A 19,820-nucleotide genomic window follows, 5' to 3' on the forward strand; every position below is an offset into this window, starting at 1 on the left:
ACTGATCCTGTTGCCCGGCTTTACGGCCGGGTAACAGGAATGTATATATGTCCTGCCGAGACACCCTCGTTTATTTCTGAGCTTCCAATTCCGCAGGAAAGACATTATCTGCCAGCTGGTCTTCCACATCGAGCACGTTTTCGCGGGTGACCAGAATGGTCGGAACGAGAACTCTCTCCTCCGGAGTCTCACCATTCAGGTATTTCCACATTGCCTTGAAGGACTCCCGGCCCATAAGCACAGGCTGCTGCATGGAAGCCGCGGCAATCCTGTCACCTGATTTTATTGCTTCAACCGTTTCAGGGCTGCCGTCGAATCCGACGTGGGCTATGTTCTTGTAGTCTCCGGTATTTTCAAGAGCAGACAGGGCGCCAAGGTTTGCTTCATCGTGCTGGGTAAACAGGCCGTGAAGGTTCTCATGCGCAGCCATCAGATCCTGAGTAAAGTTGAATGATTCTCCCCGGGTATACTGATTGCACTGCAGCAGATTAACGACGTTGATTCCGGCTTCGGTCATGGCTTTTTCGAATCCTGCGGTGCGGTCACGTCCATTCTGCCGGGCCTGGGAGATAGCAATCTGAGCGACGTCTCCGTTCTCCCATCCTTTTTTCTTCATGATCCGGGCCAGATACTCGCCTGCCTGATAGGCACCTTCAAAGTTGTCGGAAATGATAAAGGATACGTATTCACCGGAGTCGGTTCCAATGTCACTGATAACTACGGGGATACCGTCGGCCTTTGCCAGTTCAAGAACCGGAGGACAGGAGGCACTGTCGGTGGGTGAAATGATAATTCCATCCACTCCTCGCTGAATCAGATCCTGCACGTTCTGCAGCTGAGTTGCAGCATTCAATTCGGAATCCGAATCAATTATGGTTACCTTCTGACCGAGCTTTTCCGCTTCCTGCTTTATTCCATCGGACACATTTTTCCAGAACGGAACATGAAGCGCGGGGGTTACATAAGCAATGGTTATTCCTTCGGAATCACCAGTCGCCTCCTGTTCACCGGCAGAAAAGACAGCTCCCACCAGAAAACAGCTTACAATAAGACACAACAATAGTTTCTTCATACTATTTCTCCTTTCAGTTTTTATGAGCAATATTTATGCCACATACAGCATATCTTTGAGATACTATCAATAATCTTTTTCCCAGCAAGGATTTATCAATAATACACTTTATGTTGACAGAAATATTCCGGCCGCCGTATAGTCAAAGGTGTGCATTTTGAAAACAATGAAACTACACAGTGTGTGAAATTATGATACAACAATTGGAAAAGAAATGCTCTGTCCTTGTTGTGGATGACAGGGAAAAGGTCTGCCAGACACTTGTCAAGAATTTTGTAAAACTGGGTTACGAGGCAGACTTCGTTACTTCCGGATCTGAAGTTCTTCGCACAATACGCAAAAACCGGCCGGATACCGTCCTTCTGGACATTATGCTCGGAAGCGACGATGGTATCGAAATCCTGAAAATGGTAAAGCATGAAAACCCTGATCTTCCGGTCATAATGATAACCGGATACGCATCCATTGATTCTGCTGTACAGTCTCTCAGATGCGGCGCCTATGATTATGTTCAGAAACCCCTCGAATTTGAGGAACTGAGAGAGATTGTCGACCGTGCAGTCAGGGAAAATTCATCCGGGATGTCACAGCCCGGTCAGGAAACTTCATTTCCAAAGATTGTTACCCAGAGTAAAGAAATGCTCTCCATAATCAAGCAGATTGACAAGCTGGCACCCAGCGATCTTCCCATCCTGATTCTCGGAGAAAACGGGACAGGGAAGGAACTGATTGCTGATCGAATTCATCGAAAGTCAAAGCGAAGCTGCCGGCAGATGCTGAAAATAAACTGCGCGGCTCTGCCCGAATCGCTTCTTGATAACGAGCTTTTCGGACATGAGAAAGGGGCCTACACAGGAGCAGAGTCGACCTTTCAGGGTGTCTTTGAGAAGGCCGACGGAAGCAGCCTGATGCTGGATGAAATCGGAGACATGTCGCTGTCCATACAGGCCAAGATTCTCAGGACTCTGCAGCATAACGAAATCAGGCGTATCGGAGGAACAGAAACCATATCCATAAATGTCCGATTCATTGCGGCTACCAACAAGGATATCGAAAGTCTCATAAAAAAAGGAGACTTCCGGGCGGACCTCTTCTATCGACTCAATACCGCTATTATTCGAGTCCCCCCCCTGAGAAACAGACGGGCCGATATCCTTCCCCTGGCACAAACGTTTCTGGAACAATACTCTCTGAAAAAGGGGATACCCGCAAAGTCACTGACGGACAAAGCTGCCGATATTCTGATGGAGTATCACTGGCCGGGCAATATACGGGAACTGAAGAATATTGTCGAGTACAGCGCAGCTATTACCGAGTTCTCCGACACCATCACCGACCGCGATCTTCCTCCGCAAATTATGGGAAAAGAAGATCTGTTCTCTTCAGATGACGATCCACTCAATATACGTGAAACCATGGAAAGAGAACTTATACAGAAAACCCTGCACAATACCCTGTTCAATAAAAGCGAAACTGCACGAATCCTTAAAATGAGCCGTCGAACCTTATACAATAAAATCCAACGCTACAATATTGATATATAAAGACCATGCCGGAAGTACCATTAATTGAGCTTAAAAATATCAATCTTGACTACGGAGACATTCCCGCCCTCCGTGACATTAACCTGTCCCTGCTGCCCGGAGAAGTGCACGGAATCGTGGGAGAACACGGTGCAGGCAAATCATCCCTGGGAAAAGTAATCAGTGGAGTAATCCGCCCTCAATCCGGTACTCTCTTATATAAAGGAAAACACTACGGAAACACATCTTTAAAAGAGGTAATGAAGCTCGGCATTCAGATGGTGTATCAGCATACACCGCTCATAGAAGATTTTACGGTGATAAAAAACCTGTATTTTGCTCATCAGCCTTCCGCTTTTTTTCGACGCCGCCAGCTGAATACCATCGCCGAAGAAGTGGATACCATAAAGAAAAAATATGGAATATCGATCGATACCAGTGCCCGGGTCCAGGACTTGAACCTGTCGGATAAAGCCGTGGTTGATATCATCAAACACGTCATATCCAGGCCCAGCCTGCTGATCCTTGACGAAGCGCTGGAAAAAATCGAAACAAAAAACCTGGGGCCGGTTATTGAACTCCTTCATGCCTTGAAAGACAATGGAATGTCGATTTTATTTATTACCCATCGAATCGATGATCTTTTTGAGTTTGCCGACCGGGTCAGCATTATACGAAACGGAACCGTTCTTCTAAGTGAGTATGTATACAATATAGATAAAATAAACCTCATCCGTATGACATATACGCAGATCAATAAAAAGAAATACCCGGGGGTATACAGCCAGGAATTCTATCGTCTGTTAAAGTATAATGAAGCCATTTTACGCAAATTGCCCATTAACCTTATAGTGATCGATACGAAGGAACATGTCCGCCTCGTAAACGAGTACTGTAAGGAGTATTTCGGCATTGACGACAATGCAAATATCGAATTGACCCTCGATCAGATCATCGACCGGGGATCAGAATCTTTTCGCTCATCCATGCAAAGCGCACTCAAAAAGCGAAAAGAGGAAGTCTTCTATCATCTTCCTCTTAGAATAGGAAATCGCGAAATCGTAACAAACCTGCGTGTTCTTCCCATCTTTGATAAAACCTCATTTATCGGTTCCATTATAATAATTGAAGATATAACTGAATACGATAAGCTGCAGAAGCAATATGTCTTATCGGAAAAACTGGCCTCCGTCGGACTGCTGTCTGCCGGAGTTGCTCACGAAATCAACAATCCCCTTGAAATAATGCTCAATCAACTCAACTATATCAAGCTTTCTTTCCAGAACCAGGAACTCATCAGTCTGATTGATGATGTTAAAGAGGAAGTTACATTCATCGCAAAGATCGTACGAAATCTGCTCTCCTTTACTGATAACCGAAAAGTTGAGGAAGACAACATAGAAATAAATCATCTTATAAACGAGGTGATACGTTTTGTACGATTTTCCGCCAAAAAGCGCTCTGTTCAGATAAGTGTGCATAATGCCCGGGATCCTCTTTATATCAAAGCGAATGCTGATGAGATACGACAGGTCTTTCTCAACCTCCTGAAAAACAGCTTCGAGGCAATGCCCGGAGGCGGAAAAATCAATATCAAGATCCAGTTTACAGAAATTAACGATAAGCACTATATTGAGGTGCGCCATTGTGATACCGGCCATGGGATTCAGACAGAAAACCCGGATGATATTTTTCTTCCCTTCTTTTCCACAAAAGAGAGTAATGGATTAAATAACGGCCTGGGGCTTTCCGTCAGCTATGGAATCGTAAGCAAATATAATGGAATAATACAGGCGGAAAATGATCCCAATGGAGGTTGCATCTTTGTCATAAGATTACCGCTCCAACAACCCGATGCAAAGGAGTAAAGGATGCAGCACTCCGAACTCTCAGCCGAAACCCTCAGCTTCATGAAGAACCTCGGATTCCCCAGGCTCAAGGTACATCACTCCTATAACCACTTCGATTTTACCGAAGGGGCACGCAGGATTCTTGTAATCGGACCCATGGGTTCGGGAAAAACGGAATTCTCCGCCCGGGTATGGCGGGACGCCCGTATAGCCAGGCAGAAATCCGGCGCCGTGGCGGAGCAGACAACCAGCGGAAGGGCGGACCGTCGTATCGTCTATTTTGTCCGTTCCGTAATGGACAAACTGCGCTTCCCAGACTATCCCGCCGACGCCCTGGCCTATCGCGGCGGCTACGAACGCTGCGGCGAGAATATCTGCTATATATCCAACTCCTTCGAACTGGAACAGGCCATTCACGACCACCCGGACGCGGGAACCTGGATTGTCGATGAAGCGAGTTTCTACGATGAGCGGACCGCCTACGTCGTCAAGGAGGCCTCGCTGCGGAACGATCTCGTCTTTATATTCCCCACCCTGGTGCTGAATTTCCGGCGGGACATATTCAACCGGACGACCCAGTTCCTGCTGGAAAACTGCACGGATATCTTTCCCCTGACAGCCTACTGTGAACACCCGGACTGTATCGAAGACTCCTTTTACACCTACCGCTATTACCGGATCGACGGAGAGGAGTGCCCCGCCCTCTACTTTGATCCCCTGATCGTCATCGGCGGGGATACAACGAAGGACGATCCCCGCCAGCCCAACTACTGCACCCGTTGCGACCGGCACCACTACCTGCCGGGGAAGGAGTACACCTATCTGGTGCTGAAACCCCTGGGAGAGAGTGCTTCCCGGGGTGATCTTGCACCCCTCCGCCGGGAACTTGAACTGATCAAATCGGATATTACCCGATCCCGGCTGCACAGCCACCTGGAGAACCGTTTTCTTCAGGGAGAATCCCCGGAACCGGTTAATCTGAATGCCCTGAAGGTCCCCTGTATCGCCGAAAAGGCGCTGATCTTCCTCTTTGCCGAACAGAACCTGATCTCAGAAGACCAGATGCGCCTCCTGGTCGGGGAACTGGATCTCGACCGGGAATACATGCAGCAGACCCTCCGGGACAACGGCCGTCCCCTGGACCTGGATCAGTTTACCCTCTCCTTCAAGTGAGGTTTTAGGATGATAATCAACAGCGCCCTGTTTTTGACAGCCCTGATCAACCCCATCAGCAAGATAGCTGTAATTTCCATGCTGCCGGAATCGGCCAGCATGAAAGACGTGGAAAAGATTGCCCTGAGATCCAGCCTGGTGGCCTTCGCGATGCTGATCGTCTTTGCCCTGGGGGGAAACCTGCTTTTTAAATCGGTATTCCATATCGAGCTCTATTCCTTCCAGAGCGTCGGGGGATTCGTCGTTTTCTTTTACGGTTTCATGGCCCTCAGGCAGGGGGTTTTCTTTGAGGTCTCCTCACAGCAGAAGCTTCTTGACCTCTCCATCGTCCCCATTGCGAGTCCCCTGATTGCAGGACCCGCGACAATAACCGCAGTGATTACACTCTCCGCCGAGCATCATATCAGTACGGTTATCATCGCCCTTGCACTGGCCCTGGGCCTGAATCTGGCGGCAATGCTGCTTTCGCGGGTCATAGCAAAGCCGCTTATCAAGTTCAATGTGATGGGCGCCCTGATCCGGATCACCGGTCTTTTTGTCGCCTCCATCGGAGTCGACATGATGTTCACGGGAATCCGCTCATTCGTTCAAACGCTGTAGATCAGTCCAGGCGGGCGAGTTTCTTCAATACCCCCCGCAGGGATCTCCATCCTTTTACATGATACTTCGCCTTCGACAGGGTCATTCCAACCTTTATTGAATATGCCGTATCGGGCACAACATCGAAGAGGTCCTCATCCGTGTAGTCGTCTCCCACGGCGAAGATAAAATCAAACTCCTCTCCCCGGAGCCACTCGGAAGCTGCTATACCCTTGTTTACGAAGGAATCCTTTACCTCAAGGACCTTGTTGCCGTCCAGCAGCCCGATATTCATGTTCTCGATAACCGAATAGAGGGAATCCTTCAGTTCCCCGACCCTCAAGGCCGCCAGATCCGGTTCGCAGCGGCGGTAATGCCAGGCCAGGGAGAACTCCTTCTCCTCGATAAAGGAACCGGGAGTACGGTCGGTATAGCTTTCCAGAATGGGACGGATGCCTTCCTTCCATTCGGTGGAGAAAAGCTCCGCTTTTTCCCACTCCCTGCCCTTCATCTTGACCCAGCTTCCGTGACCTGCAGCCATTTCTATGGGAACTCCGCTGAAGAAGCTTTCCAGGTCCTTCGGTTCCCGACCGCTTATAACAACGACCCTGTTTCCCCTGGACTTGCAGAGGGCCGAGACAATATCAAGAAGTTCCGCGTCGGGGCGGGCCTTTTCCGGCTTGTCCCGGAAACCCACCAGGGTACCGTCGTAATCGAGAAAAAATATGGCTTTCCTGGACTTTTCATAGTCCGCCAGCATTTTCGATTCCACGGAATCGATCATGTTCCTCGCCGATTGGGAACGCTGGTATTCATGGACCTCTTCCAGTTTCCTGACGAAGTCCCTGGCCCAGAAACGGACGTTATAGCGGGAAATCCTTCGCTTCATGATGGAATTCTGCCGTTTCTGATCCTCCACGTCCATCTTCAGTCCGGTATCGATGGCATCGGCGATACCCTGCAGGTCGTTCGGATTGATCATCAGCGACTCACCCAACTCGTGGACGGCACCGGCGGTTTCGCTGAGAATCAGGACACCCGTATCGTCCCTGCGGGCCGCCAGGTACTCCTTGGCAATCAGGTTCATCCCGTCCCGCAGGGCTGTAACCAGAAGCAGGTCAGCCTCCATGTATAGGGCGGTCAGGTCTTCAAAGGAGAAGGAGCGGTAAAAGAAATGAATCGGCGTCCAGCCCAGGCTGCCGTGCCGTCCATTGGTTGCGCTTACCAGTTCCCGGATCTCCTTCAGGAGGTCCTGATACTCCTCAACTTCGGTACGGGAGGGAGCGACTATCAGGAAAAGTTCCACCTTTTCATGATATTCCGGGTGCTGGTCCAGAAAAAGGGCGAAGCTTTTTATGCGCTCCGGGATTCCCTTGGTGTAGTCCAGCCGGTCCACCGAAAGGATTGTCCTCTTTCCCGACAGTTCCCGCTTTACCTCGGCATGAGCGGAGATAACCTCCGGTGTATTGTCCGCCTGATTGTACTTTTCGTAATCGATCCCCATGGGAAAGACATCCGCCCGCACAAGCCGCTGCCCCGCGGTCAGATATCCAAGACTGAACTCGTAGCCCAGAAGCCTGCGGGCGCTGGAGATAAAGTGGCGCACGTAGTCATAGGTATGAAAACCCAGCAGGTCCGAACCCATCAGGCCCTCCATGATCTCCTCACGCCAGGGCATCAGACGCATGATTTCGTAGGAAGGAAAGGGAATATGCAGAAAAAAGCCCACAAGGGCTTCGGGAAACTCCTCGCGGATCATCTGTGGCAGCAGCATGAGCTGGTAATCATGGACCCAGATTGTATCTCCCGGTTCAATATATGGTTTGAGCTCTTCAAAAAAAAGCCGGTTCACCCGGAAATAGGCCTCCCACTGGTCGGTATGGTAGTGGGCCCGGTTGGGAAAGTAGTGGAACAGGGGCCAGATGGCCTCGTTGCAGAAGCCTAGGTAGAAATCTTCAAAGTCCTTCCTGGACAATTGAAAGGGTACGCAGCTCTCCTCCCGCATCAGGAGGCGCTTCAGCTCCTCCGCGTCGGAACCGGATACATCCTCCTCGTGGAGGCCGCTCCATCCCACCCAGAGGCTTCCGCCTTCGTTGTGAACGGAACTCAGTCCCGTTGCCAGCCCGCCGATACTGCGGGTAAAACTGTACTCTCCGCTTTCGGGATTACGATTAATCGTTACCGGAAGCCGGTTTGATACATAGATAATTTTTGCCATATACTCCTCGTTATATCGTCGTAACCGGCTCCCGGGTAAGGATGTACTCACGCATCAGCTTCGCCGCCCCGGAAGGCAGGGAGGCGCCGAGGCTGACAATTCCGAGCTCCCTGTCGGGCAGGGCCGGTTCTGTATTAATAATAAACAGCTCCCCTGCGGAAACTGCCCGTTGAATACTCATCTCTTCCACGTGGGCAATGCCGAATCCTATCTTTGCAAACTCCTCCAGCAGATCCATGCTCTCGAGTTCTATGGCGGGAACGACCTTTATTCCCCGGGACTGAAGAAAGTGATCCAGCAGCTTGCGGGTGGTACTTTCACCGTTCAAAAGGAGCAGGGGATATTCCGCCAGGTTCTCGATTCTGCAGCGCCCGCCCCGCAGTTCTTCAAAACGCCGGGAGGCCACAAAGACATCCCTGACCCTTCGGAAGGGCTGTATCGTATACTGCCCCGATCCTGCAGGAAGGGAGACTATACCGAAATCGATGCTGCCGTTTTTCAGCAGAGAGAGGATTCCGGAGCTTGTCCGGTTCTTTACCTGGATCCTGATCCCCGGATACTCCTCGGCAAAGCTCTTGAAGATGGGGATCAGATGATAGCGGCAGATGGTATCCCCCACGCCGATTCTCACCTCCCCGGAATCAAAGCCCGCCATCTCCTTGAGACTCCGCTCACCGGCGGAAAAATTGAGGATACCCTGGGAAATATGACGGAACAGGACCTCTCCCTCATGACTGAGGCGTATGCGCCTTCCGTCCCGCAGGAACAGGGGAGTCCCGAGCCGGGATTCCAGGTTCTTGATCGCCTGGCTTACCGCCGACTGGGTAATGTGCAGTTCCTCCGCACCTTTGGTAAAACTGCCCGCACCGGCGACACGATGGAAGATTTTATATAGTTCGTAATCGATATCCATTAGTATAACTTATCTTATAAATAAATAACATTAATTTTACTAAAGTTCAAGATTCCGCTATCATGAGCGCATAGTCCAGATTATGCAGGAGGCCCCCATGGTCCGACGGGTTTACGTCGAAAAATTGTCCCCCTTTGCCCACGAGGCGCAGCACACCCTCAAAGAGATTTCCGGGAGCCTCGGAATCAGGGGAATCCACGCCGCCCGTCTGCTTCACCGTTACGATATCGACGGCCTCTCGGAACCGGAGTTCCGATCCGCTGCGGAGACAATTCTGGCTGAGGCTCCGGTGGACAGGGTCCATTACGAGCTTCCCGTCTTGAGCCCGAAAGACCATGTCCTCGCCATCGAAGCCCTGCCCGGGCAGTATGACCAGCGGGCGGACTCCGCCACCCAGGCGATTCAGCTGATGACCCACGCTGCTCCGCCGGCGGTCAGCGCTGCCGGGGTCTGGATCTTCACCGGCGACATCTCCCCTGAGAATATGACGGCCATCCGGGAGTACCTGATAAACCCCGTGGAGTCCCGGGAGGCTTCCCTTGATCTGCCGGAATCCCTGGAACTGAAAGCCCCGGAACCTGCTCAGATCCCCCTGGTGGACGGCCTGATGGATGCCGACGGAGAGACCCTGAGGAACATCATGAACCGTTACGGCCTTGCCATGTCGGAGGCCGACCTGGCCCTCTGCCGGGACTACTTCCGTAACACGGAGAAGCGGAACCCCACCGAGACGGAACTGAAGGTACTGGACACCTACTGGTCCGACCATTGCCGGCACACAACCTTCCTGACCAGTCTGGAAGAAATCAGTTTCGAAGACAATCCAATATCCCGGCGCATCGAAGCCACCTACCGGGAATACCTGGAACTGAAGAAGCTCTGCTCCCCCAAAAAGCCGGTATCCCTTATGGACCTGGCGGTAATCGTCATGAAGGAGTTCCGGGGAGACGGCAGGCTGGAGGATCTGGAGGTCTCGGAAGAGATAAACGCCTGCAGCATCCGGGTGGAGGCCCGGGTGAACGGCAAACCCGAGCCCTGGCTAGTGATGTTCAAGAACGAGACCCACAACCACCCCACGGAGATCGAACCCTTCGGCGGGGCCGCCACCTGCCTGGGCGGGGCAATCAGGGACCCCCTCTCCGGCCGCTCCTATGTCTACCAGGCCATGCGCGTCAGCGGAGCGGGAGACCCCGGGACAGCCCTTGCGGACACTCTGCCGGGAAAACTTCCCCAGCGGAGCATCTGCACCACAGCGGCCCGGGGCTACAGCTCCTACGGCAACCAGATCGGGATAGCCACCGGGAAGGTCCACGAGTTCTATCATCCCGGTTACATCGCCAAGCGCATGGAGATCGGAGCGGTTATCGGCGCAGCCCCGGAACGCAACGTCAGCCGTCTTGAACCGGCCCCGGGAGACCTGATCCTCCTGGTAGGCGGCAGGACCGGTCGGGACGGCATCGGCGGGGCCACCGGCTCATCACGGGAGCACTCCCAGGATTCCCTGGCAAGCTGTGGTGCGGAGGTCCAGAAGGGCAATCCCCCCACGGAGCGCAAACTGCAGCGCCTCTTCCGGGATCAGGAATTCTCCCGGCGCATCAAGCGCTGCAACGACTTTGGCGCGGGAGGGGTTGCCGTCGCCGTGGGAGAACTGGCCCCGGGACTGGAGATAAACCTGGACGCGGTCCCCAAGAAATATGCCGGTCTGGACGGCACGGAGCTCGCTATCTCCGAGTCCCAGGAACGCATGGCCCTGGTAATCGAGGCCGGGGACCTGGATTATTTTATCCGACGGGCAGCGGAGGAGAACCTCGAGGCCACAAGGATCGCCGAGGTTACCGACTCCGGGCGTCTCGTGATGCGCTGGAACGGCAGTACCGTCGTCGATCTTTCCCGGGACTTTCTTGACACCAACGGAGCGGAACAGCAGAGCAGTGCTTGTATCGAAGGGCCCCTGACTGAGGAACCTCCCTTCGATCTCGATAAGCGGTCCCGCAGCTTTTCTGAACAGCTCCTCTCTGTTCTTTCCGGGCTGGACTCTGCCGGCCAGGAGGGGCTCGGCCAGCTCTTCGACTCCACCATCGGGGCTGGCAGCCTCCTGATGCCCTTCGGCGGAAGGACCCAGACCAGCCCCTCCGACGGTATGGCGGCCCTCCTCCCCCTGGAGGAAGGTGAAACGGACACGGCCACCCTGATGAGCTTCGGCTTCGACCCCAGGATCAGCTCCTGGAGCCCCTATCACGGAGCCGTCTACGCGGTACTGCAGAGCGTCGCCCGCATTACCGCCATGGGGGGAGACTACCGCAGAACCCGGCTTACCCTGCAGGAGTATTTCGAACGGCTGGGGAAGGACCCGAAGCGCTGGGGAAAACCCCTGGCGGCCCTTCTTGGTGCTTTCCACGCCCAGCGCGCCCTGGGAACACCCGCCATCGGAGGCAAAGACAGCATGTCCGGCTCCTTCGAAGAGCTCGACGTTCCCCCGACCCTTGTCTCCTTTGCAGTCGCCCCCGTCACGGCGGAGCGGGTAATTTCCCAGGAGCTCAAGGTGGCCGGCAGTACGCTGCTTCTGTTGAGCATTCCCCGGGACGACGATTACCTGCCGGACCTGAAAATCGCGGCGGAAACCTACGGCAGGATTCACGCAGCGGAACCCGGAATTATCCGCAGCGCCAGAAGCATTGGGGCCGGAGGTATCGCAGCTGCCCTTGCGGAGATGGCCTTCGGCAACGAACTGGGCGTGGAGATCGACGGAAGCGTCGCGCGGGAGGACCTCTTCCGCCTGGAATACGGCAGCATAATCCTGGAGGTATCCACGGACAGCCCATGGCGGGAGCTTTTCCAGGGTCTCCCCTGCCGGGAAATCGGCCGGGTAATCGCCGGGGGAGAACTCAGGTTCGGAACGGAGGTTCTGCCCCTCGACACCGCTCTGGAGGCCTGGAGGAATCCCCTCCTCAAGGTATTCCCTATCGCCCCTTCGCCGGCGGAAGCATCAGGGAAGGTGGAAGTCCGCGGGGAGAAGAAATCCGCGGTGACTGCAGCCCGCAGCTACACAGGTCCAAAGGTTTCCCCCCGGGTCCTGATTCCCGTGTTCCCCGGGACGAACTGCGAATACGATTCAGCCGCCGCCTTCCGCAGGGAGGGGGCGCTCCCTGAGTTTGCCGTCGTTCGCAACCTGAACCCCCGGATGGTAGATGAATCCATCGCCCGGATGGCCGCAGGGCTCAAGAAAGCCCAGATCCTGATGATCCCCGGCGGCTTCAGCGCAGGAGACGAGCCGGAGGGGTCGGGAAAGTTTATCGCCGCCTTTTTCCGCAACCCCGAGCTGACAGACGCGATCCATGAGTTCCTGGACAGGGACGGGCTTGTCCTGGGAATCTGCAACGGCTTTCAGGCCCTCATAAAGCTGGGGCTCCTTCCCTGGGGACGGATTACTCCCCTGAAGGCGGACAGCCCCACCCTGACCTTCAACACCATCGACTCCCACGTCAGCCGCTTTGTGGTAACCAGGATCGACAGCGCCTCCTCTCCCTGGCTGACGCATACAAAACCCGGAGAACTTCACTGGATACCCGTATCCCACGGGGAAGGCCGCTTTGTGGCAGCTCCGGAGGTTCTGAAGAAACTGGAAGATTCCGGGCAGATCGCCGCCCGTTACGCCGACCAGTCGGGAAGGCCGACCATGGAAGGACCGGCCAATCCCAACGGTTCCATGGGAGCGGTGGAGGCCCTGGTAAGCCCCGACGGAAGGATCCTGGGCAAGATGGGACATTCCGAGCGCTGGCGCCCCGGGCTTTATCGGAACATACCGGGGAACAAGGACCAGGGGCTGTTCAAGGCGGGTGTGGAGTACTTCGGGTAATCCTATGAATTATATTCAGTGAATACTCTCTTTAATGAATCATAATCATCGAGAAATTTATCAGCATATTCTTTTGCCCATTTCTGCCATTCAATTGAAGAAGCATACTCATTGTCTTTATTTTTCTTAAAATTGCCAATTCCACTACTATTCGTGGTTCGCCAAAGGTACCAATAGTCATTTGGGTTTAATTCATCACAAGGTATAGATTTCTTGTTCACGATATGCTCAATTCTATCCTTCACGTTCTGATCTGTGGTTCCAGGTGAGACAGGCTGTAATCCTGTCCCTAAGCGATAATTACCATTATTCCAGTTAAACTCAACCACCCAATTATACTGTTCGGACATTGTAACGCAGAACCCATAATCATCACCTTCAATAGCACTTTGTTTGATTTCATTTACGTCTGTTTCGATTTTTAAGCCACGTTGTTGTAGCTCCTGCATCAGTTCTTGTAAAAACATTACATGACATCTCTTTTGTGATGCATTCAGTACATAGCGTGTCTGATTCGGTTCTATTGAACCCTCCTCGAAAACAGCACTTGCCGCTTCTCTTTCATTAAAGGAATCATTAACCATTTCTTCTATCATCTCCCTGTATAATCGTATATTGCAGCGGATATTGTCATTACCAAAAGCTTCAGGCGTATCATCACAAGTCTGCAACCACTTAATAATATGCTCTTTATAAGAACATGGCGTTATCGGTCCCGTATAATCTCCGATGGAATCAACTGATGGATCCCAGCCTAATGGAGTAAGATAGACAACGTGTATCGATTCTTCTTTATAGTTGTATTTCTCCCCTTTTAAAGTTTTTACATAGTTACTAATTTGAGCAGGCTGATCGCGGGCATCAACTTTGTTTTCGATTATTATTGCAGTCTTCTCATTCAATAATTCTATAAGAATATCTATATTATCTGTTTCTCTTGAAACTATGATCGATTTTGGATCTTTTAGTGAATAATTGGGGAATTCTTTAATTTGAAGACACCTAAATAGAAGTCTGACTCGTTCCAGACTGCCATCATAATTCGTATCTATAAGCTTAGCTATAATGTCTGAATGAAGAAGTTCTCTCCGGAGTACATTACTGGAAAGAAGTAAATTGAGATTATCATTTTTTAAGGTATATAGTTTTCCTGAGATATCGATTATTGTCTTCAATACAGACATAGATAATTCCTCACAAGAAATATTTTAATATGACCATAAAGCAACTTCCTCTGAATATGCTGTCAATAATCTTCATCAACTTTCAACTTGGATTATTCAAAGACATTCAGTATTGGTGCACCATCCTTTAGAAATCTCATTAATTATTGCTCTGTCTCGGTCGAACTGAATCTTCCTCATTTTCTTGAGTTATAACATCGTTTCGGAGATCGAGATATATTCTGGATAAACCTATAGGGACTGATAAATATTTGGCAAGTAGATCAAGATATTTTCGGTTTATAATGTTTGAATTTGCGACTACGTACTTATCGTTGCTTTGCTTGTATAAGATTAAAACAAAGGAAATGAATTTTTCTTTTACAAATCTTTTTACATCCTGAATTCTTCTAATACTTTCAGGTTTTGAAAAAACCAAGAAATATGATTTTCTATCATAAATGGCCCCTCCTGCTTTAGTTATCCTATGAAAATGACAAGGCTGGAAATTCCCGGTTCTTAACCTATGAACATCAAGAGCACACATAGCAGACAATAAGTCCATCATAATCGCATCTGCGGATTGATTTATGCTAATAACCAGGCATGGAATTTTCTTCGTTATTGATAATCTCTTTAAAAATTCCATTGTTGGCAATTTCTTGTACAACATTTTCGATACATAATCATCCTTACATTCTTCTCGTCCGCATATATATTCAATTTTGCCATATGTCTCCTCGATATCAAATGCTGGATAATTAACTTCTTGAGAACGATTATGATATCTCTTTTCAATTAATTCCATACACTCAGTAAGAGCCTCGCTATACATTAAAATTCGATAAATTGTGGGAACACTGTCTGACATACATTTCTCCTTTATCAATTACTCTGTTAGCCCAGAGTGGGTATTTATAAACAAGGCTCTCGACCGATTTTTCCGGGCGTTTGTGCTGTTTTCACTACTGCTAAATGCCATGAAGAAAAGAGATTTTTATAAATTAAAGATACTCTACTCATGACGCTCCACTGCAACTGAAACAATGAAAATAGGCGGTCCGAAAGTGTGTAATGAGAATGGCGGATTGGTAGCGGCATCATATCCGATCCTGATCATTTTCAGCCAGGTCCGGAACACCAAATTAGTGAAGAGTAGTCATTCCAAAAAGCAAACCTTTCAATTAGCCGGGCATACATTTTCAATCAGACGCTTGGGTACGTGTAATCTGTATGCAAACTGCACTGTGCTAAAAGCCGGAATTCGGCAATGGATATTCCTCTTCAGCCAGCTACAATAAACCTGCCTTTACACAGCCGCCTTCAAACTCACCTTCTGCATCAGATACACCCCAGCGTATACAGCCAGACCCGCAGGGTAGAGCATGAAGCGCAGTTCATGGGCAATCCCGAATAATCCGGCAAAAAAACCGGGATTAAAGAGAATAAAGGAAGCCAAAAGCAGAACAGGGATTTCGTACCAGCGGTTCTGCCGCAGAAACCAGCCCTGCACGGCATTGGTAAAGGCGAAGGCCCCGAAGATCGCCATGACGAAGATCAGCATGGATACCGGCCAGCCCCGCACTCCCTGGAGTACCAGGTCGGGATTGAAGATGAACATGAAAGGGATCACCGCCGTCCGCAAGTCGTAGATAAAGCCCTGAATACCCGTTTTTATGGCGTCGGACCCGGCAATGGCGGCGGCGGTATATGCCGCAAGACCCACCGGCGGGGTATCGTCGGCGAGAATCCCGAAGTAGAAGCAGAAGAGGTGGGCGGCGATGGCGGGGATAATGATTCCCATGCCGCCCCCCAGCTGGAGAATGATCGGTACGGTAATGGAGGCCATAACGATGTAGGTGGCGGTTGTGGGCAGCCCCATGCCGATAATCAGGCTCGCCACGGCGGTAATAAAGAGCAGCAGGAATATGTTTCCCATGGCCATATACTCCACCACCTGGACGATCATGCTGCCGATTCCCATATTCACGATACCCACAACGATTCCCGCCGTGGCGGTTGCAAGGGCCACGGTCAGCATGTTACGGGAACCTTCGATCATTCCCTTTCCCACAAGAAGGACCACTGCCCAGGATGCCTTTAAGGGGGATTCTTTTTTCCTGACCGCCAGGAATATCTCCCGTGCAAGATGCACGACAAAGAGGGTCACAATTGCGGTAAAAGCCGAGAGCTTCGGACTGTGGCGCATTATCATCAGTTCGTACAGAAGAACAAAGAGGGGAATCAAATTATGGAAGCCCCCTTTCAGGACGGTCCAGAAGGGAGGACACTCCTCCTTCGGCAGCCCCTCCATACCCCGCTTTGAAGCCTCAAGATGGGTAATATAAAAGAGGGCGAAGTAGGAGACAAAAGCGGGGATTGCCGCAGCCCTGACGACCTCCATATACGGCAGACTCAGGTATTCGGCAATAATAAAGGCGGCGGCTCCCATTATCGGAGGCATGAGCTGCCCGTTGGTACTGGCGGCCACTTCAGTGGCGGCGGCAATACGTCCGGGATACCCGACCTTCTTCATCAGCGGAATTGTAAAGGTCCCGGTGGTAACAACATTGGCGATACTGGACCCGGAAACAAGCCCGGTAAGTCCTGAGGAGACCACTGAAGCCTTGGCGGGTCCGCCCTTGTAACGCCCGAGAAGGGAGATTGCCAGATCGTTAAAATAGAAGCCCGCGCCGGTCCGGTTCAGAAGCGCCCCCAGAAGCACGAAGAGAAAGACCGTGTTCGCCGAAACATCCAGGGGAATTCCGAAAATTCCCTCCGTGGAGAGGGCAATCTGGCTCAGGTACTTGCTGACGCTGACCCCCCGGTAGGCGATAAAGTGAGGCAGATAGGGCCCCAGAAAAGCGTAGGCGGTAAAAAGCACGGCGATGGTCCCCAGGGGCATCCCGATAACCCTCCGGGAAGCCTCCAGCACCAGAAGGATCATCACAAAACCGAATACCAGGTCCCGCCCGATGGGGCGTCCCGCCCGGGAGGCGATTCCTTCGTAATCAAACACCACATAGAGCACCGCCGTAACCGCCGCGGCGGCCAGAAAGAAGTCGATTATGGGTATCCGGTCCACGGCATGGAGAAACTTGATTCGCCTTTTATGTTTGGAAATCGGGTAACCGAGATAGACCAGGGCCACCGCGAAGGCAAGGTGGATTGCCCGGACAGTAACGCTGTCCAGAACCACAAGCCTGGGCAGAGCAAGCTGGAAGAGGGCCCATAATACCGCGATGGTACCGAAGAGGATCCTGTCTATGGGCCGCTTATCACGGATAAGACCCAGTTCCTCTTTTAATAATTCTTCCGCGGTTTCGTTTTCCCACTCCTTGGACATGCACTGCTCCTGTAAAAATATAAATTCTGCGGTGCAGGGCATGCACCGCAGTCACGTTCGTTTATTTCTGTATAAGCGCCGGGTTGATGTATTCGGTCAATCCCGCTTCTTCATAGTACCTGAGGGCACCTTTGTGAATCGGGGCGGAGAGACCTTTGAGCATACTCTCCCTGGTCAGGTTCTGGTATGCCGGATGCAGTTTTTTAAAATCGTCGAAGTTTTCGAAAACCTCTTTGGTAATGGCATACACTACATCCTCCGGAACCTTGGTCGAGGTAACAAGGGTAGCCGTTACTCCCACGGTAACAGGATCGGAGGTGTTGGCCGCCATGGGATACTCCTTGCCGGGAAGAACAGCCTTGGCATAATAGGAGTACTTGTCCGTCAGGGCCTTGAGAACGTCTCCGTCGATATTGACAATGCGGACCTTCACCCGGCCGGCGGTTGCTTCCTTGACGTTCCCGTTGGGGTGTCCGACGGTATAGAAAAAGGCGTCGATACGACCGTCATTCAAAAGCCCCGGGGCTTCCACGGCGTTTACGTTTTCCGCCTGCACATCAGCCTCGGAGAGTCCCGCCGCGGCGAGAACATCCAGGGCGTTCTGAAGGTTTCCGGAACCGGGATTACCCAGGTTGACGCGTTTTCCCTTAAGGTCCGCCACCGATTCAATCCCGCTCTCAACGCTGGCCACCAGGGTAACCGCCTCGGGATGAATGGAGAATACCGAGCGCAGCTCCTTCTGGGGACCGCTCTCTTCCCATTCAGCAAGACCGGTGTAGGCCTGGAACTGACGGTCGGACTGGGAAATCCCGAAATCCAGGTCGCCGCTTAGAACTGCGTTCACGTTATATACCGAACCGCCGGTGGACTCCACCGTCGCTTTGATGCCGTATTCATCGTACTTCGCATTTACCATACGGCTTATGGCACCGCCGGTGGGATAATAGACCCCTGTTACTCCGCCGGTACCGATGGTGACAAACTTGCTCTGCCCCTGTCCGCCTGCAAAGACCTGAGGCGCAGCCTGCAGAAGCACAAGCAGGGAGAAAACGAGGATTTTTTTCATATGATTCTCCTATAGAATAATAATTGTGGATATACAATACTGGATTTTTGAGGATATTACAAGTTTCAACTTGATTCTTTTCATTTTCTCATAAATTGCCGGTGTTTATTCAGAATCTGATAATACCCTGCTTTACTTGACCTAAACAGCTGCAGATGGGTAGGGTTTCTTCATGACAGATCAATTTGCCTCCGCCGTATTCTATCTGCTTGCGGCTGTGCTTGTATTCAACATGACCCAGAGAAAGTATCAGGACCTGGGGGAACAGAAACGTTTCGCCAGTCTTTTTATCGCAGTGGGAATTCTGCTTTTTATGGTGGGACTGCAGATTATCCGGCATTTCGCTCTCCCCCCCGTCAGCTATCTGCCCCTTGGACTGGCCGTGGCTGCCTACCTGGGGATGCTTCGGGAAAAGATCTTCATCTTTTCGCCCCGCTGCCGGGAATGCGGAAAACGCTTTTCTCTGAAGGAGATCCTCTATATCGATTCCCCGGATTGCAGCTGCGGTCCCCGCAGCGTGGATGATATAGACTGGGACACCTGGGAGCCCACCGAACATGCGGTACTCTGCTTTATCGTCTCCGAAGGCCGGGTGCTGATGATTCATAAAAAAACGGGTCTCGGAAAGGGAAAGATCAACCTCCCCGGGGGACGTATCGAAGCGGGGGAGACCCCCAGAGAAGCGGCGATACGGGAGACCCGGGAAGAGACAGGTCTTACCCCTCTGGACCCGGAAGAGCGGGTTGAGCTCTCCTTTGTTTTTACCAACGGGTACTCCCTTCACGGCAGGGCATTTTTTGCCGCATCCTTCGAGGGCGAGATGACGGAAACCGATGAGGCCGATCCGTTCTGGTGCGATCTGGATAAAATCCCCTGGGACCGCATGTGGGAGGATGATCCTCTCTGGATTCCCAGGGCATTGAAAGGAGAAAAGCTCAAAGGGGTATTCGTATTCGATGAAGATACGATGCTGAGCCACAGAATTACCAGCCTGGATGGAAAGTGATTATTATTTGATCCTGATACAAAAATTCCCTATGCTATACTTGAGGGGTAAACAG

13 protein-coding genes are annotated in these 19,820 nt (G+C 51.6%); 6 read left to right on the plus strand and 7 right to left on the minus strand.

Annotated features, from left to right (window positions below; genetic code table 11):
* Positions 1-70 precede the first annotated feature (70 nt).
* On the minus strand, positions 71-1,072 hold the full coding sequence (locus B4O97_RS14950) for a substrate-binding domain-containing protein (RefSeq protein WP_083052031.1): 1,002 nt from the start codon (positions 1,070-1,072) through the stop codon (positions 71-73).
* A gap of 191 nt (positions 1,073-1,263) precedes the next feature.
* Between B4O97_RS14950 and B4O97_RS14955 the strand changes: the two genes are divergently transcribed.
* The 4 genes from B4O97_RS14955 to B4O97_RS14970 are packed head-to-tail and all read left to right on the plus strand — an operon-like array spanning position 1,264 to position 6,218.
* On the plus strand, positions 1,264-2,616 hold the full coding sequence (locus tag B4O97_RS14955; RefSeq protein ID WP_083052033.1) for a sigma-54-dependent transcriptional regulator: 1,353 nt from the start codon (positions 1,264-1,266) through the stop codon (positions 2,614-2,616).
* A gap of 5 nt (positions 2,617-2,621) precedes the next feature.
* Complete coding sequence (locus B4O97_RS14960; protein WP_083052034.1) at positions 2,622-4,463, plus strand: ATP-binding cassette domain-containing protein; 1,842 nt, start codon at positions 2,622-2,624, stop codon at positions 4,461-4,463.
* Positions 4,464-4,466: 3 nt separating this feature from the next.
* A complete protein-coding gene (locus B4O97_RS14965) occupies positions 4,467-5,618 on the plus strand; it encodes a thymidine kinase (RefSeq protein WP_083052036.1) in 1,152 nt (383 codons plus the stop codon).
* A 9-nt stretch (positions 5,619-5,627) separates the two neighbouring features.
* Positions 5,628-6,218, plus strand: coding sequence for a MarC family protein (locus B4O97_RS14970; RefSeq protein WP_083052037.1), 591 nt, complete (start codon positions 5,628-5,630; stop codon positions 6,216-6,218).
* A gap of 1 nt (position 6,219) precedes the next feature.
* Here the strand turns inward: B4O97_RS14970 and B4O97_RS14975 are convergent, their stop codons facing one another.
* The gene (locus B4O97_RS14975) at positions 6,220-8,415 is read right to left on the minus strand and encodes a bifunctional alpha,alpha-trehalose-phosphate synthase (UDP-forming)/trehalose-phosphatase (protein ID WP_083052039.1); all 2,196 of its coding nucleotides are present in this window, start codon (positions 8,413-8,415) and stop codon (positions 6,220-6,222) included.
* A gap of 10 nt (positions 8,416-8,425) precedes the next feature.
* Entirely contained in the window at positions 8,426-9,328 is a 903-nt protein-coding gene (locus tag B4O97_RS14980) for a LysR family transcriptional regulator (protein WP_083052040.1), read from the minus strand.
* 97 nt (positions 9,329-9,425) lie between these two features.
* Here B4O97_RS14980 and B4O97_RS14985 point away from each other — a divergent pair, with 97 nt between their 5' ends.
* Complete coding sequence (locus B4O97_RS14985) at positions 9,426-13,184, plus strand: phosphoribosylformylglycinamidine synthase (protein WP_083052042.1); 3,759 nt, start codon at positions 9,426-9,428, stop codon at positions 13,182-13,184.
* Between the two features lie 2 nt (positions 13,185-13,186).
* On the opposite strand, the gene B4O97_RS14990 is transcribed toward B4O97_RS14985, so the two are convergent.
* The 4 genes from B4O97_RS14990 to B4O97_RS15005 form a co-directional block, all read right to left on the minus strand.
* Entirely contained in the window at positions 13,187-14,368 is a 1,182-nt protein-coding gene (locus tag B4O97_RS14990; protein WP_083052043.1) for a PD-(D/E)XK nuclease family protein, read from the minus strand.
* Positions 14,369-14,507: 139 nt separating this feature from the next.
* Positions 14,508-15,218 (minus strand): DnaB-like helicase C-terminal domain-containing protein, encoded by a 711-nt coding sequence (locus tag B4O97_RS14995; protein ID WP_083052045.1) that lies wholly within the window; start codon positions 15,216-15,218, stop codon positions 14,508-14,510.
* 438 nt (positions 15,219-15,656) lie between these two features.
* Positions 15,657-17,693: a TRAP transporter permease gene (locus B4O97_RS15000; RefSeq protein ID WP_083052046.1), complete on the minus strand. Its 2,037-nt coding sequence runs from the start codon at positions 17,691-17,693 to the stop codon at positions 15,657-15,659.
* Between the two features lie 61 nt (positions 17,694-17,754).
* Entirely contained in the window at positions 17,755-18,759 is a 1,005-nt protein-coding gene (locus B4O97_RS15005; protein ID WP_083052048.1) for a TAXI family TRAP transporter solute-binding subunit, read from the minus strand.
* Positions 18,760-18,931: 172 nt separating this feature from the next.
* Between B4O97_RS15005 and B4O97_RS15010 the strand changes: the two genes are divergently transcribed.
* Positions 18,932-19,765 carry an 8-oxo-dGTP diphosphatase gene (locus B4O97_RS15010; RefSeq protein WP_233143075.1) on the plus strand — a complete coding sequence of 278 codons (834 nt, stop codon included), beginning with the start codon at positions 18,932-18,934 and terminating at the stop codon, positions 19,763-19,765.
* Positions 19,766-19,820: the final 55 nt, after the last annotated feature.

Source organism: Marispirochaeta aestuarii, assembly GCF_002087085.1.
GTDB lineage: Bacteria > Spirochaetota > Spirochaetia > JC444 > Marispirochaetaceae > Marispirochaeta > Marispirochaeta aestuarii.

Coding starts and splice junctions, on each gene's coding strand:
- B4O97_RS14950 (WP_083052031.1), bottom strand. CDS start 1,072: ATGAAGAAACTATTGTTGTGTCTTATTGTAAGCTGTTTTCTGGTGGGA.
- B4O97_RS14955 (WP_083052033.1), top strand. CDS start 1,264: ATGATACAACAATTGGAAAAGAAATGCTCTGTCCTTGTTGTGGATGAC.
- B4O97_RS14960 (WP_083052034.1), top strand. CDS start 2,622: ATGCCGGAAGTACCATTAATTGAGCTTAAAAATATCAATCTTGACTAC.
- B4O97_RS14965 (WP_083052036.1), top strand. CDS start 4,467: ATGCAGCACTCCGAACTCTCAGCCGAAACCCTCAGCTTCATGAAGAAC.
- B4O97_RS14970 (WP_083052037.1), top strand. CDS start 5,628: ATGATAATCAACAGCGCCCTGTTTTTGACAGCCCTGATCAACCCCATC.
- B4O97_RS14975 (WP_083052039.1), bottom strand. CDS start 8,415: ATGGCAAAAATTATCTATGTATCAAACCGGCTTCCGGTAACGATTAAT.
- B4O97_RS14980 (WP_083052040.1), bottom strand. CDS start 9,328: ATGGATATCGATTACGAACTATATAAAATCTTCCATCGTGTCGCCGGT.
- B4O97_RS14985 (WP_083052042.1), top strand. CDS start 9,426: ATGGTCCGACGGGTTTACGTCGAAAAATTGTCCCCCTTTGCCCACGAG.
- B4O97_RS14990 (WP_083052043.1), bottom strand. CDS start 14,368: ATGTCTGTATTGAAGACAATAATCGATATCTCAGGAAAACTATATACC.
- B4O97_RS14995 (WP_083052045.1), bottom strand. CDS start 15,218: ATGTCAGACAGTGTTCCCACAATTTATCGAATTTTAATGTATAGCGAG.
- B4O97_RS15000 (WP_083052046.1), bottom strand. CDS start 17,693: ATGTCCAAGGAGTGGGAAAACGAAACCGCGGAAGAATTATTAAAAGAG.
- B4O97_RS15005 (WP_083052048.1), bottom strand. CDS start 18,759: ATGAAAAAAATCCTCGTTTTCTCCCTGCTTGTGCTTCTGCAGGCTGCG.
- B4O97_RS15010 (WP_233143075.1), top strand. CDS start 18,932: ATGACAGATCAATTTGCCTCCGCCGTATTCTATCTGCTTGCGGCTGTG.